The following is a 15,495-nucleotide window of genomic DNA, read 5'->3' as shown; positions in this document are numbered from 1 at the left end:
AAGCCACCGGCTTGGGTGATTACCTCAAAGCACAAGGTGTGACTGAACTGTGGGTAATGGGAATTGCTACCGATTACTGCGTGAAATTTACCGTCCTGGATGCTTTGGAACTGGGTTTCAAGGTCAATTTGATCGAGGATGCCTGCCGTGGCGTGAACCTGCAAGCAGGTGATGTTCACCAGGCTGTGACGGACATGCAAAACAAAGGAGCAAGCCTTGTGCAGTCGCAAGACATATAAGTTTCCTTTAGTTATGTTAAAATTTTATAAATTTCTCCCTTTATTGGGTTAAAACTGTAGGGTAATACGTTGGATGATGCATCCAATAATTTGGTCTACAAGACATAACATCCCTAAACGGATAATCAAACAAAGATGATGACCAAAAAGGTTCTTTTGTTGCCTTTACTGCTGTTGTGCTTCCTCTCCCTTTACGCGCAGCAAACAGCGGTGTACACCGAAGCCAACCGAGCTTTCAAACGCGGCGTAACGCTGTATGAACAAGGCGTTTTGGCCAAAGCCAAACGTGAATTCCAAAAAGCCATTGATTTGAGTCTGCCAATCAACGAAACAGCTGCGGAGAGCTTTCGTACCCGGGCAGCATTGTATATGGCCAAATGTGCAGTTGAATTGCGCCAAAAGGAAGGTGAAATCATGACCATGGATTTCATCCGCTCTTTCCGTCCTGATCCTGAATACCAAGAAGCCTTGATGGACATGGGCAACTATTACTTCAATGTGGCAGATTATGCCAAAGCCCTGGAATTTTACAACGAAGTGCCTACTTTGGGAATGTCCAAAAGTACGTTGACTCAGATGCGCTTCCGCCAGGGCTATGCCAATTTTGCCCTGAAGGAATTTAACCTGGCCAAGTCCTTTTTCCGCGATGTAATTGCCGAGGCGGATGGTGAATATTATGCACCAGCCAATTATTACATGGGTTTGAGCTCTTTTTTTGAAGGAGACTACGCCCAGGCGGCAACCTCCTTACAAATTGTGGAAAGCAACCCAACCTACCGGCCCTATATTCCTTTTTATTTGACCCAAATTCTGTTCGCACAGAAAAAATACCAGGACGTCATCGCCTATGCTGAGCCTAAAGCGAATGACAAAGGGATTCGGGACTTGAAGGAAATTCAGCAGTTGGTTGGTCAATCCTATTTCGAATTGGGCAATTACCAACGGGCATTGCCTTATTTGGAGTACTACCAGGAGAATTCCAAAAAATTGCGCGAGGAAGAGTTGTACCAAATTGGATACACCCAGTACCAAACGGGTAACTTCCAGAAGGCCATTCAAACTTTAAAACCCTTGTCGGGCGCGGAATCGCCCATTGGCCAAAACGCCATGTTTTACCTGGCGGATTGTTACCTGAAAGTCAATCAAAAGAACAATGCGCTGAATGCCCTGGCCGCTGCTAAACGTTTGAATTTTGATCCGGTCATCAAGGAAGAGGCAACGTTCAACTACGCCAAACTGGCTTATGAACTGAATCAACCTCGCGAGGCCGTAGCCAACCTGACTGATTTTGCGCCTAACTCGCGCTACTATCAAGATGCTCAGCGGCTTTTGGCGGATGTGCTGCTCAACTACCGGGACTATCAACAAGCTTTAGAGATCATCACCGATATTCGCCGCCGCAATGGAGGGGGCTTACAACCTCAAATGCAGGCCACCTATCAAAAAGTAGCTGTAAACCGAGGGATGCAATTGTTGCAAAACAACGAAAATCAGGCTGCCCGGGATATTCTACAAAAGTCGCTGGAAAACCCAGTAGACATGAGGGTTCAAGCAATCGCCCTCTTCTGGTTGGGTGATGTTGCGCATCGCGAAAAGAACTATCAGGAAAGTGCCCAATACCTGGATCGTTTCCTTGGCTTGTCCCGCAGCATCAGCAATTTGCCTGAGGAATCTTCAGTTGCAACGGCGAACTATATTCAAGGCTACAACTTGATCAAACAAGACAATTATGAGCGTGCCCGCGGCTTCTTCCAGGCTACCGTAGACGGCATCAACCGCAACCGCAGCCTGTACCGCAATGACAAAGTAGCCAATAACGTATTGGGTGACGCTACCTTGCGATTGGGTGACTCTTTCTTTAAATTCAACCAATATGACAACGCCTTGCGCTATTACAACGAAGCCATCGACCGCAAATACGGTGGCTTTGATTACGCGATTTACCAAAAGGCGATCATTGAAGGTTTGCGTGGCCGCAGAACCGAAGAAATTGCTGCTTTGGAGCGCCTGACCCGCGACTTCCCAGGTTCCGAATTTGCCGACGACGCGCTCCTGCGCATTGGACAAACCTATCAGGAAATTGGCCGTGCCAACGACGCCATCCCACACCTGCAAAACCTGGTCACCAAATACCGTGGCAAATCGCCGCTGGTGAATCAAGGATTTCTGGCTCTGGGTTTGATCAACTACAATGCGGGCAACTACGATGGGGCGATCAACTACTACAAACAGGTATTTAAAAATAGTCCCGAAGCAAGTGAAGCCAACCTGGCTCGCGCTTCGTTGGAAGAAATTTACGTCAAGGACCTGGGCAAACCTGGTGAATATTTTGCCTTCCTCGAAACCATTCCTGGTTACAAGGTGGACAACCTCAAACGTGACTCCGTCAATTTCCGCGCTGCCGAAATCAAGTACGAGAATGGAGACTACCCACGTGCCATCGAAGGTTTTACCAGTTACATCCGCTCATTCCCGCAAGGTTTGTATTTGTCAACTGCATATTTTCACCGGGGTGATGCTTATGTTGCCACCCAGCAGTACAGCCTAGCCTTGAAAGATTACGACTGGGTAATTCTTCAGGGGGCTGGAAAATTTTATGTAAAAGCCTTGGAAAAAGGTGCAGTGATTGCCTATAACCACGAATTGGATTTCAACAAAGCGTATAAATATTATTCCGACCTCGAAAGGGCCAGTACGGATGAAAACGTCATCTTTGAAGCTCAACTCGGGGCCATGCGTAGTGCTTACCGCGCTGGCAACAAATCCGCAGTGGCTGCACTGGCCCAAAAAGTAGCCAGTAACCCCAGAGCCAATGCTGCTCAAATAGCTACAGCCAATTTTTACATCGGCAAACAGGCTTTTGACAACAATGACTATGCCAATGCCTTGCCTGCTTTACAAAAGGTAGTGCAAACTAGTGACAACGAACAAACTGCAGAAGCCCGCTACCTCATTGCTTTTATCAATTACAAACAGCGCAATCTGGATCGGGCTCAACAGCTGTGTTTGGAAGCCAACCAAAAGAGCTCTGCTTATCCTTATTGGGTCGCCAAGAGTGTACTGCTGTTGGCAGATGTATTTGCCGATAAGGGGGATTTGTACAACGCCAAAGCAGCTTTGGAAGCGCTTCTGGAAAATTTTGATGAGGACAAAGACGTGGTAAATACCGCTAAAACCCGTTTGGCTCAGATCAACAAACAAATCGAAGCCAGTTCGCCACTGAATAAAACGCCTGAGAGCAATGTGTTGGAGTTTCAGAAGAGTGGCGGCGGCAATTGAGTTGAGAAGTTGAGGCTTCCGCAAGCGATGTAGACAATGACCTTGTCAAAAATGCTGCGGTAGCCTCAACCCCTCAACTCCTCAACTTCTCAACTTTAAAGTAAACAATCATGTACAAACAATATATTTTTCTGGCAGCCTTATTCCTTTGCATCGGCAGTGCCAGTATGGCTCAAAAAAACTTGCCCACCGAATCGGTCGACGTGATCAAGCAGTTCAATGCTCGCTTGATCGACGCTGAACGTTTTGTAGTGCCTCCCGTTTTGCCTCCGGTTGACACTGCCAATCGCCGGCAGTTTTACAATATTCTGGCTAAACCCTTGAACGTCAATTATCCTGCGCCTAAAATCCGCCCGTTGGAATGGCGTACCGACCCTGCTGCAGATGTATATAAAACCTATCTGCAAGGTGGAATGGGATTTCCCCGGGCTTTTTATTTTGATGGATCACACGATTTCGTGGCTACCGATAACCTTAATGTAGGCATCGATCTCAATCATTACTCCGCAGACAACAGCAAAAAACTCGAAAACCAGCGGTTTAGCACTACGGAGGTCAATGGAAACGCCATCTACAAAACAGACAAAGGTTTTTCAGTGCTGGGAGACATAGGATTCAAATCCAATACTTTACATTTTTATGGGTACAATGACCTCGACGACGATTTTCCCACCCAGTTGAGCTACGATGCCAAAGACGTGAAACAGCGTTTCAACACCTTCTACGCCAAGGGTAAAGTGTACAATAGTGAACCCACTGTAGCTGATTTCAATTACAGTGCCAGTGTCGATTTGTATGCTTTGGAGGACAACTATGCTGCGCGGGAAACAGGTTTCGATCTGGCGTTGACTGGTACCAAATGGTTTGACAAAAAACACCCACTGAGTGTTACCCTGCAAACCGATTTTACAGGATACGATGATACGACCAGCCAAAGTTTGAACAACTTTTTCCTCAAACCTAATTTTGGGTTCCACTCTGATCGTTTCCGCTTCAAAGTGGGGGCAAATATTGCTTCCCATGCGGATGAATACTACATTTATCCTGATCTGGAAGCATCGGTCAATGTGGTGGACAATTTGATCACGGCCTTTGCGGGCATTGAAGGTGGTCTACAAAAGAACAACTTCCGTAACCTGACCGATTACAACCCGTTTTTGTCTTCACGGGTAGACATTCGCAACTCCTTCTACTACAATTTTTTTGGTGGTATCAAAGGGGAATTTAAGGGAATCAAATACCGGGGGCAGGTGGGCTACAAAACCGTCGACAATCTGGCTTTGTTTGTGACCAATGGCGATTCCATTCCTCGCTTCAATGTATTGTACGACACGGCCAATATTGTCACCATCAGTGGTGAATTCTCGACCCAGTTACTGGACAATGTGGCTTTAATTGCGGCCTTTAGCCAAAATGTGTTTGACCTGCAAAGAGAGGAAAAACCCTGGCATTTGCCTTCCCTGACTTTGAATGTTGGCGCAGTAGTGAGGTTGCTGGATGAAAAATTAAAGGTAAGGGCAGATTTGTTCTTGCAAAATGGATTGCCTGCCCGGACCAGCAACAACGAAGCGCGCAGTTTGAATCCTCTCTTGGATGTAAGCGCTGGTGCCGAATACCAATTGACCGATAACATCGGGCTTTTTGCTCGCCTTAATAATTTGTTGGACAACCGCCGCCAACGCTGGCAGCATTACCCGGTACTGGGTATGAATGGCCTGGTGGGTTTGACCGCGAGATTCTGATGTTAAATAAATTTGAGGTTGTTTGATTAATAAGTTATTGATAGTTAAACAACCTCAAATTTTCTCATTTTTTCTACACCTTCACCACCCGCTTTTTAATGGTCTCAAACAACACATAAGGGTTAAACGGCTTGGCAATAAAATCATCCATTCCACAAGCCTTGATGTCGTTTTGGGTTTCGTAGGAAGAAGAAGCTGTGAGAGCGATGATGGGGATGTAAGGATCAAAATCCCGGATCTTGGTCGTTGCCGTAATGCCATCCATAACTGGCATTTGTAGATCCATCAGAATGACATCGTAGTTTTTTTGCAGGCACATCTCAATGGCAATTTGCCCATTTTCAGCCAGATCAACCTCTGCTTTCCAGTTTCTGAGCATGGTTTGTGCCATTACACTGTTGATGTACACATCTTCAACCAGCAGTATTTTAACCCCTGCAAGATGCTGGCTGCTTTTGTCCTCATGAGGAGAAAGGATCATTTCCTCCTCTGCACATTTCCCGAAATCCATACAAAAGGCAAACGTAGAACCTTTGTCGGGTTCACTTTCAACCGAAATTTCTTTGCCTTGCAATTCAAGGAGTTTTTTGACGATGGACAAACCCAATCCAGACCCCCCATATTGACGATCAATTTCAGAGTTAGCCTGAGTAAAACGTTCAAAGATGAGGGTTTTTGCCTCAGGCGCAATGCCTACTCCGGTATCTTTGATGGCAAACTGGATTTGATGATGGTTTTCAAACTCCGCATATTTGTGGATTTCGATGCGGATTTGCCCCCTGTGGGTGAATTTGATGGCGTTTGAAATCAGATTGTTTAGGATTTGGCTCAAACGTACCTCATCACCCAACACATAGGTGGGCAGTTCCTCATCCAACATCACGGTGATGCGGTTTTCCCGTTCGTTCGCCCGAAAAGTATTGGCCAGTTTGATTTCGTGGATGAGTGTGCGGATATTGATCTTGGAATAGAGGAACTCAATTTTCCCTTCTTCAATTTTGGAAAAATCGAGGATGTCGTTGACCAGATTCAGCAGGTTTTGTGAAGAAATATTGATGGCTTTGATGTAATCCACCTGAGTGGGAAGACTAGGTTCGGTCGACAACAAATGGATAAAACCAATGATGGCATTTAGCGGCGTCCGAATTTCGTGACTCATCACCGAGAGGAAATTGCTTTTGGCTTTTGAAGAGGATTCAGCAATTTCTTTGGCTTGTACCAACTCCTCCTCCAGGATTTTGGTTTTGACGATTTGGCGCTCCAGAAACTGGATCACATCTAAAAGGTCTTCACCTTCGCGGTGCTCTGCATTGTAATTGGCATCCAGGGCCAGGGTAACTGCCTTGATTTTTGATATGGATTGCTGCTTGAGGTCGTTTTCCCGACGCAGGTCGTTCAATAGCTCCTGGTATTCTTTTTCACTGACTTCAAAAGCATGTTCGGTCAATCTTTTGTCCCGTTCCATGGAATAATAATGATGCGAAATCGATTGCAACAAATCCGACAGGCCAGAATCTTGTTGGGCAGATTCAGAGACATGTTTTCTGACTTGGGCAATTAGCGTTGGGTGTATATCCATGGTTTAAAAAAAAGACTTTAGCATTTTTCACAAAAACCAGTGATTGTCATGGTTTGGTTGTGCAATTCACAACGGCCACTGGGGTTATAGGGGGACAATTCGCCATAGGAGTAAAAACCTGCGATGGCAGTGGTTTCGCCAAGAATGTTTTTGGCCGCCCAGACTTCTTCCTCCGTGCGGGCTTGGAGCACCAATTTGCGACCAACACAACTAATTAAAATAGCCAGTTCAAGGTTGCGATGATCGGCATATTGCATAAGTTGTCGGGCAGATTCGGCAGAGGCTTCTGTGAGTTTGTCAAAGTTGGCCTTCATCAACCGGACAGTAGCACCTTCGGGCATGTTCCCTGCAAAGGTCATGCTCTTTTGTGCTTCATCGATGGTCAAAATAGTACGCACCAGCTTTTGCTCACTTTCAGCAGTTTTGATGGAAATTGGAAAAAGCAATGCCGAGCCAGGCAGTTCGTCAGAGAATGGTCCCAGGTATTCTTTGTACAAATCTAGGGCGTTTTTGCCATCCAATTCGTACAATATGTTTTTGTCGGCTTTGGTGATGATGCGGTCACGACCAAATTCATCCCAGCCCCCCAGGGAACTGTGGTAAACCTTCAAAGCATCGCCATAAAACCCAATGGCGACTACCTTACCTACTCCAACCTGTTCATTTAACCCGACCAGGGTATTGACAAATTGATCGCCATCGCCAGCTAGCCCACCGCTTATAGAAATTCCTTTTCGATTTTCTGCATTTAAACCAGCAATCAGGTCGCTGCCATTGACCAAAGTTCCATCGGATACCAAAAAAATACTATTGAGGTCCGCTTGGTTCAGGCGCTGAAACAGGCACTGCCCCATTGCATAGCTACTTGGATAATCCTCAATGTTGCTGTATACGCAACGTGTAGGGGTATGGGCGAAGGTGATTGCAATGGTACAGAGGGTATTGTCAAGCACCTGATTGTTGAAGATTTCACCTGCAGTTGAAGCAAACACTAAATCTGCATGAGGATGTCTGGTGCGGATTTGGGCGCGCAGGTCTTGATTAGCAATGTGATCCTTGGCGCCAAAAATCAATACCAATTGGCTAGATTCATCTTTTCCTACACTACCTCTGTCAGGTAGGTCGGTCCATTGTTGTTGCGTATAAATGGATTGTTGGATGACCATAAGGTACAAATATTGCCATATTTTATCAAGTAGAAACGCTGTAGAATAGGAGATTAGCAAATATAAAGATATTTTTTTTGATAAAGGAAAGTGGAAGGAAATTTGTTTAAGACCACTAGAAACTGAATGCTGAGATTTTTGGGAACTTGAACAGCAACGAGTTGCAACAATGGTCATCCATAGTGACGAATGGTTACTTAAACGGTGTTTTTAGTGATGTCTATTTTACAAAAAGAGAAAACTGCTGTTCTATAAAAAATAGGACATTGGGTTTAAACGCAAATAATAAATTTAAAAAAGCGACGGATAGCCAACAAAATTTCCCCCTTTTTTGCACTTCCCCATCAATTTCCCTATTTTGCCCGACTATTTAACCCATCGGAAACCGCAAGCCTATGTATTCCTACATTGGGCTTTAACCAATTCTTTACCGCATGAAATTGAGCACCATCATGCCTTTAGCGCTGATTTTATTAACTACTGCATGCCGGCAATCCGCTAACCAGGGAGGCGCCTCCAGTGCTGCCCAGGCTACTGAACCCTTTTTGTACGATCCTGCGCAGCGCCTGGGGCAATTGTTCATTGACGTACAGTTGGGCAAAATTTTTCCCGATGGCAAAACTTTTCCAGATTGTACTCCTAAAGTTAGTGTCGACCAAATCATGGCTGACTACGTAGAATTGCGCAAAGAACCCACCTTCAACCTGAAGCAATTTGTACTTGACCGCTTTGAAATGCCTCATGCCTACTCAAGTGGTTTCAAATCAGATACCAGCCAAGCGCCCGAAAAACACATACAAGCCTTGTGGGATGTACTGACTCGTAACCCGGATGAACGGCACCGCGGTACCCTGATCCCGCTGCCTAATCCTTATGTAGTCCCTGGCGGACGCTTTGGAGAGGTGTACTATTGGGACAGCTATTTTACGATGTTGGGTTTGCAAAAGGATGGCCGGGCAGATCTGATCAACAGCATGATTGATAATTTTGCTTTCCTCATCGATACGATTGGCTTTATCCCCAATGGCAACCGGACCTATTTCTTGTCGCGCTCACAACCGCCATTTTTTGCAGGAATGGTAAAAATCCTGGCTGAAGAAAAAGGGGATGCCATCTATGTCAAATATTTGCCCCAATTGGAGAAAGAGTACCAGTATTGGATGAAAGGCCAAGAAAAATTGGGGCCAAATAATAAGTCGGAATTAAAGGTCGTACAAATGCCGGATGGCTCAATCCTTAACCGCTATTACGACAACAGCGCCAGCCCTCGCGCTGAAATGTATGCGGCAGATGTGGAGCTGTCCAAAACCACCCAGCGCCCCGCAAGAGAATTATACCGGGATTTGCGTTCGGCCTGTGAGTCGGGTTGGGATTTTAGTAGCCGCTGGTTGAGTGATCCAATGAAACTCAACACGATTCGAACCACCTGGATCATTCCGGTCGACCTCAATACGCTGCTGTACAATTTGGAGATGACCATTGCCAGAGCCTATCAAATCAATAAGAATCCAGCCAAATTTCAGCAATACCAAGCCCTGGCGGAAGCCCGAAACAAAGCAATTCAGAAATACTGCTGGGATGGCCATGCGGGCTATTTTGTGGATTATGATTGGGTCAAAAATACACCAACTGGGGTCCTTTCCCTGGCCGGGATGTTTCCACTGTGCTACCAATTGGCCACTCCAGCCCAGGCAACCAGTTCTGCAAAGGTGTTGGAAAAAAACTTTCTTAAACCTGGCGGCTTGGTATGTACAGCCAATCTCAATGGCCAGCAGTGGGATGCCCCCAATGGCTGGGCGCCTTTGCAATGGGTTAGCATCCAGGGGCTTCGGCATTACCAGCAGGATAAACTGGCGGAAACCATCAAATCGCGCTGGATCAACCTGAATGTAAAAACCTACAAAGCAACTGGAAAGATGGTGGAAAAATACAATGTCAGCGATATTACCCTGAAAGCAGGAGGTGGCGAGTATCCTGTGCAGGATGGCTTTGGCTGGACCAATGGAGTATTGCGGGGATTGTTAGGGGAGGCACCTTTGAAGAACTAATCTGTTTTGCATGAAAAAGATTCTGTTGGTTGATGATGAGGTAAGTGTAGTGGGTTTCATCAGAAAAGGACTCGTAGAGGAAGACTATGAAGTGTCAGTAGCGTTTGAAGGGAACACGGGGTTGAAAATGGCACTGGAGGGCAGTTTTGATTTGATCATTCTGGATATTATGTTGCCTGATATAAATGGACTGGAAGTTTGTAAAGCAATACGCAACAACCAGATTCAAACGCCAATTCTTTTTTTAACGGCTTTGGGGGCCTCCGAAAATGTTGCCCTAGGTTTAGATCTTGGAGGCGATGACTATCTGGTGAAACCCTTCAAATTCATCGAATTGAATGCTCGAATCAAAGCCCTTTTACGCAGAACCGGGCCTTTGGAGCAACTCAATCAGCCACACAATATTTTCACCATTGCGGACCTCAAAGTAGACGACGACGCAAAAAGGGTAGAGCGCAGCCAGACTTTTATTGCCTTGACAGCTACTGAATACCGTTTGCTTTTGGTTTTGATCAAAAACAAAGGACGGGTACTTTCTCGTCTGGACTTACTGGAAAGCGCCTGGGACATCAATTTTAACCTCAGCACCAATGTGGTAGATGTATACATCAACTATTTGCGAAAAAAAATTGACGCAGACACGAACAACAAACTCATCCATACTGTAGTAGGAATGGGCTACGTATTAAAAGAAGTATGAGAACACAGTCCAAAATTGCTTTGTTGTTGTTTTTCAGTAATCTGATCCTTGTACTGATATTTGGAGTAGGCGTTTACTATTTTTTCAACAAATACTCTTTTGTAGATTTTTATAAAAGACTTCAAACCAGGGCCATAATCACCGCAAAATACAAACTGGAGCAAGATACCCTCAATGCCGAAGCCTTTAAAACCATTCGCGAAAAATACTTTGAAAAACTGGAGCAGGAGCAGGAATACGTCCTGGAAGTCGCCAATGTAGCTTCACTCAATCAGATTGCAAAAAACAACAAATTGCCAATCTATTTTTTAAAAGATGTGCTCCAAAAGGGGAAGTCAACCAGCAACCAAGGCAACACATTTTATGCCGGGATTAAATACCAGCAAAACAATCGAACACATTTGGTCGTAGTCTCTGCCGAAAACTATTATGCTACCCATCACCTTTCTTTTTTGCGCAACATTCTCTTTGGGGGCGTTTTTCTAATCGTTTTGATTACTATATTGCTGTCCATCTATTTTTCCCGGCACGTATTTGACCCGATCAACCAAATCATGCATAAAGTCAGGCAAATCAGCACTGAAAACATTCATTTGAGGCTGGAAGAGCAAGACAATAACAACGAAATCAGCGCATTAACTGCTACTTTTAACGACCTCCTCAATCGGATTGAAACTGCTTTTGAAACCCAGAAAAATTTCATCAGCAATGCTTCGCACGAACTCAGCACGCCTTTGACCGCAATCATCGGGGAAGCAGATGTGGCCTTGATCAAGGAAAGAAAAGTAGAGGATTATCAAGTAGTATTGCAAAATATTTTGCTGCAAGCCGAACGTTTGGATCAGATCACCAAGTCCTTATTGTTCCTTGCCCAAACAGGTTACAAAGGTAAAAAAATCATCTTTGAGATAGTCCGTATGGATGAGGTGCTTTGGGAGGTTAAAACCTTGATTGACCGGATGAATCCTCAAAATCAAATTACCCTAGATTTAAATCTGCTTCCCGAAGATCATAAAAAACTTAAAGTAAATGGCAACCGACAATTGTTGCAACTGGCATTGGCCAATATATTCAACAATGCCTGTAAATATTCGCACAATAAGCCAGTGATTGTTTACATCGCTTCGAGTAATGATCAGGTAGTTATTGTCATCAAAGACCAGGGAGTTGGGATTCCAGAAGCGGAAATGCCATTCATTTACGATCCATTTTTCAGGGCTTCCAATACCCAACTGTTTGATGGTTTTGGCATAGGCCTTCCTTTGACACGCAACATTCTCAAACTTCACGAAGGTACCTTAATGGTTTCTTCCGAAGTCAATGTAGGAACCTCTGTACAAATCAAACTACCAATTGCGAGAATGCTTGCATGAAATTTTAATCCAATTCTAATCTCATCTGCTCTATTCTAATCTGCCTCTAATTTCATTCTTAATTTTTCTTAATCTACTTATTCCACTTTTGCAACACTAAATCACAATCAAGATTGAGTATGCAAAAGACTTTACTGATACCCACGGATTTTAGCGTAACCTCGCTCAATGGCTTGCGCCTCGCATTGGAACAAATGCAAGAAGATCAATCTGTTCACGTTGTGCTGATGTATTCAGAATGGCTGGAGGACTCGATAACCGAATTGCTCTTTTATTCTCCCAAAAAAAGGATTGAAAGCCTCAAGTCAGTCGTCTTTGAAGAAGCCTTGGTAATTATCCAAAACCGCTTCGAAAATCGAATTGCCAGCATCAGGATTGAATTGTTTCACGGCTACAACACCAATGCCTTCCACAGTTTTGCGGAAGCCAATCAAATCGATCAGGTTTTTGCCCTCCAGGATTATGCCTTCAAACCTGCTAAGCGGGGATTTGACCCAATTCCACTTATCAAGAAGAGCAAGTTCCCGATCCACTTTCTGGCCTGGAAGGATCAAGGTGTCTATTTCGATGAAAACCAATTACAATTACTACTCAGCCATATTTAAACGTCGGCGACAAGAATTAAAAATCAGACCTATCGCAGTTTTATTTAAGAATTTCTTGAACCAGGGGGCTAGTTTAATCCCCTGGTTTTTATTCCGGAATCGTAAAACAAAACTTGCTCCCTTCACCAACCACACTTTCACCCCAAATTTTTCCCCCATTCTGTTCAATAAACTCCTTGGAAAGTAAAAGGCCCAAACCTGTCCCCATTTCACCAGCTGTACCTTTGGTGGAGACAGTTTGAGTGTCGAATAGCTGGTTCAAATTTTCGGAGGAAATGCCGATGCCATTGTCTGTGATGCAAATTTGCGAATAGCCTTTTTGACGGGAGCTAGTCATCGTAATGGTTCCCCCTTGTATCGAAAACTTGATGGCATTGGATAACAAATTGCGAGCTACCAAATCTATCATGTTTTTATCAGCCAGCACCTGCAAATCTGCTTCGACGTTATTGACAATGTGTAGTTCCTTTGACTGGATTTGCTTCTTAAACATGATGCTTTTTTCGTCCAGTAGTTCCCGAATGTGGAATGCTTCTGGGAGGATGGCGATGCCTTTCATTTGGGTTCGAGCCCAGGCCAGGAGGTTGTCCAACAAACTTTGAATGCTGTTGATGTTGTTTGCCAAATCGGGGAGCATCTGGCGGAATTCGGTTTCCGACAATAACCCCTCATTCACCAATTCCAGACTTCCGACCAAACCAACCATCGGACTTCGCAAATCGTGGGAAATGATTGAAAAAAGACGGTCTTTAAAGTGATTGTTTTCAGCCAACTGTGCGGTTTGTTCCTGAATTTCTTGGTTCTGCCTGCTGATTTCGGCATTCTTTTGGACCAACTCCTCATTGATAAATTTGTCCTGTTTGCGTTTTTGATAAATAAAAAATGCCAAAACGCCCACAAAAAGTAAGGCTGCAATCAATAGGGAACTTAAAAAACGCTCCCGGTCGAGGTTGCGTTTGTTTTCTAATTCCTGGCGCTTTTGAAATTCAAGTAATTGCCTTTCCTTTAGGTCAAACCGGTACTTGGCTTCTAAATTGGCCGTTTTATTGTTGATTTCTTCATTAAACAAACTGTCTTTTAAGGCGTATTGCTCGATCAAGTAAGGGTAGGCTAGATCATATTTTCGTTGCTTTTCATAAATTTTCGCCAGAGTACTGGCGCATTTCATACGTTGTAAGCGGTTGTTGGCTTGGCGGGCAATCTGGTAACTGGACTGGGCAATGGCGATGGCTTCGTCCAGCTGGTTGTTGTTTAGGTACAGAGAGGCTAAAGTCAATTGGTGCACTGAGGTGATGATGGGTTTGTTCACCTTGCGAGCCAATTGGATTCCTTCATTTATGGTTATTTTGGCTGCGCTGTATTTTTGTAAGGCAATTTGTACAGTGGCTACATCACCAAGGGTATTGCTAATTTGTTCCGGAGAAGCTTTGATCTTCCTCCGAATAAAAAGTGCTTCCTGAATGTAATCCAATGCAGAACTGTACTGTTTTTTTTCCACCAGGACCCAGGAGATGTGATTGTAAGCATAACTCAGACCCTCCTGGTGATTTGCTTTTTCGAAATGATCTTTGGCCTTGGTGAAATAATTGAGTGCATCATCGAGTTGTTTTTGGTTAAAACGGACTACCCCCAGATTGTCGTAGCAAAAACCTATACCCACAACATCATTGATCTGAGTTGAAAGGTAGAGAGCTTTGAAGTACCAGCTCAATGATTCGGAGAACAAAAAGTAGTGGCGGTAGGTTAAGCCAATGAAGCGACAGATTTCAGCTTCACCTTTTTTAAAACCGAGTTTTTTGGCCAGAGTGATTCCCTTTTGGCCATACCTTACAGCGGAGAGCATATCCAGATTGCGGTATTGCCAGCAAAGCTCCTTATACATCAAAACTTTGTTGGTATCCTCCGCAACCCTTGGCAAAAGGGTTACTATACTATCGATGACAGGGGTCGTAATGACTGGTGGCTGAACATCAGCCTCCTCAGCCCATAATCCAAGATATAGGCAACAAAACACAATACCAATCAGCGTTCTGTAAGCCAATGTGAGCACAATAATGGGTGAACAATAAGACGATAGCTTCAGGCACAATCCCGAAGCTATCGCCCAACGTTTTACAGGTGTAAACGTTCCTTACGAGCCAAAAGAATCTCTTCTTCTTCCTCACGTTCAGGATCCGGTACACAACAGTCTACCGGGCATACTGCAGCGCACTGAGGTTCCTCATGGAAGCCTACACACTCTGTACATTTATCGGGGACAATATAATAAAATTCATCCGAAACTGGATTCTGCTTTTCGTTGGCATCCACCATATTGCCACCTTCAAGCTCGTAAGCGCCAGAAATGCTGGTTCCATCAGAAATGGCCCACTCTACACCACCTTCGTAAATTGCATTGTTGGGGCATTCGGGTTCGCATGCACCGCAGTTGATGCAATCATCGGTAATCATTATTGCCATGGGTCAGAGAATTTTCAATGTAAACGACCAGAAACGGGCCCTGGTTCAGTTGATTAAAATTTAGGCGCAAAAATAAAAGGAGTTCGCATTAATTTCATAAAATCTTTATTTAGTCTATTTAATTTGAGAAAAGGACTACTCCATCAAAAAGTGTCATTAATTCTAATCTGGTACTTATCTTTGCGTGCTTGCAAATCGTCCCCCAAACCCATTCCACGCTATGTCAGAGAAAGTGACACCATTAATGGATCAATACAATAAGGTGAAAAAAAAGTACCCTGATGCAATCCTGTTGTTCAGGGTA

General features: G+C 44.4%; 12 protein-coding genes. 8 read left to right on the top strand and 4 right to left on the bottom strand.

Translation table 11 applies throughout. The features are described from left to right. The 3 genes from SFV55_RS14490 to SFV55_RS14480 all read left to right on the top strand — a co-directional run. The coding region (locus SFV55_RS14490; RefSeq protein WP_320030232.1) for an isochorismatase family protein at positions 1-239 on the top strand (239 nt) is incomplete at its 5' end. A gap of 138 nt (positions 240-377) precedes the next feature. Continuing rightward, positions 378-3,518, top strand: coding sequence for a tetratricopeptide repeat protein (locus tag SFV55_RS14485; RefSeq protein ID WP_320030231.1), 3,141 nt, complete (start codon positions 378-380; stop codon positions 3,516-3,518). Between the two features lie 110 nt (positions 3,519-3,628). Beyond that, positions 3,629-5,260, top strand: coding sequence for a hypothetical protein (locus SFV55_RS14480; protein ID WP_320030230.1), 1,632 nt, complete (start codon positions 3,629-3,631; stop codon positions 5,258-5,260). Between the two features lie 73 nt (positions 5,261-5,333). On the opposite strand, the gene SFV55_RS14475 is transcribed toward SFV55_RS14480, so the two are convergent. After that, positions 5,334-6,839 (bottom strand): ATP-binding protein, encoded by a 1,506-nt coding sequence (locus SFV55_RS14475; RefSeq protein ID WP_320030229.1) that lies wholly within the window; start codon positions 6,837-6,839, stop codon positions 5,334-5,336. Between the two features lie 17 nt (positions 6,840-6,856). Next, entirely contained in the window at positions 6,857-8,005 is a 1,149-nt protein-coding gene (locus SFV55_RS14470; protein ID WP_320030228.1) for an FIST signal transduction protein, read from the bottom strand. A gap of 434 nt (positions 8,006-8,439) precedes the next feature. Between SFV55_RS14470 and treF the strand changes: the two genes are divergently transcribed. The 4 genes from treF to SFV55_RS14450 all read left to right on the top strand — a co-directional run bounded on the left by treF (position 8,440) and on the right by SFV55_RS14450 (position 12,731). Continuing rightward, on the top strand, positions 8,440-10,053 hold the full coding sequence (gene treF, locus SFV55_RS14465; protein WP_320030227.1) for an alpha,alpha-trehalase TreF: 1,614 nt from the start codon (positions 8,440-8,442) through the stop codon (positions 10,051-10,053). Positions 10,054-10,063: 10 nt separating this feature from the next. After that, complete coding sequence (locus tag SFV55_RS14460) at positions 10,064-10,753, top strand: response regulator transcription factor (protein ID WP_320030226.1); 690 nt, start codon at positions 10,064-10,066, stop codon at positions 10,751-10,753. Next, a complete protein-coding gene (locus SFV55_RS14455; RefSeq protein WP_320030225.1) occupies positions 10,750-12,126 on the top strand; it encodes an ATP-binding protein in 1,377 nt (458 codons plus the stop codon). Before SFV55_RS14460 ends, SFV55_RS14455 begins: the two co-directional genes overlap by 4 nt. A gap of 119 nt (positions 12,127-12,245) precedes the next feature. Continuing rightward, the gene (locus SFV55_RS14450; protein ID WP_320030224.1) at positions 12,246-12,731 is read left to right on the top strand and encodes a hypothetical protein; all 486 of its coding nucleotides are present in this window, start codon (positions 12,246-12,248) and stop codon (positions 12,729-12,731) included. Between the two features lie 88 nt (positions 12,732-12,819). On the opposite strand, the gene SFV55_RS14445 is transcribed toward SFV55_RS14450, so the two are convergent. Together SFV55_RS14445 and SFV55_RS14440 are read right to left on the bottom strand one after the other, a co-directional pair. Beyond that, on the bottom strand, positions 12,820-14,613 hold the full coding sequence (locus SFV55_RS14445) for a tetratricopeptide repeat-containing sensor histidine kinase (RefSeq protein ID WP_320030223.1): 1,794 nt from the start codon (positions 14,611-14,613) through the stop codon (positions 12,820-12,822). Between the two features lie 230 nt (positions 14,614-14,843). Beyond that, a complete protein-coding gene (locus SFV55_RS14440) occupies positions 14,844-15,191 on the bottom strand; it encodes a 4Fe-4S dicluster domain-containing protein (RefSeq protein WP_320030222.1) in 348 nt (115 codons plus the stop codon). Between the two features lie 220 nt (positions 15,192-15,411). On the opposite strand from SFV55_RS14440, the gene SFV55_RS30220 reads away from it, so the two are divergent. Then, the coding region (locus SFV55_RS30220) for a hypothetical protein (protein ID WP_413776709.1) at positions 15,412-15,495 on the top strand (84 nt) is incomplete at its 3' end.

The organism is Haliscomenobacter sp. (genome assembly GCF_033763495.1).
Classification (GTDB): Bacteria; Bacteroidota; Bacteroidia; order Chitinophagales; family Saprospiraceae; genus Haliscomenobacter.
Note: the sequence above shows the minus strand (reverse complement) of the source record. Positions and strands in the feature narration are given on the sequence as shown.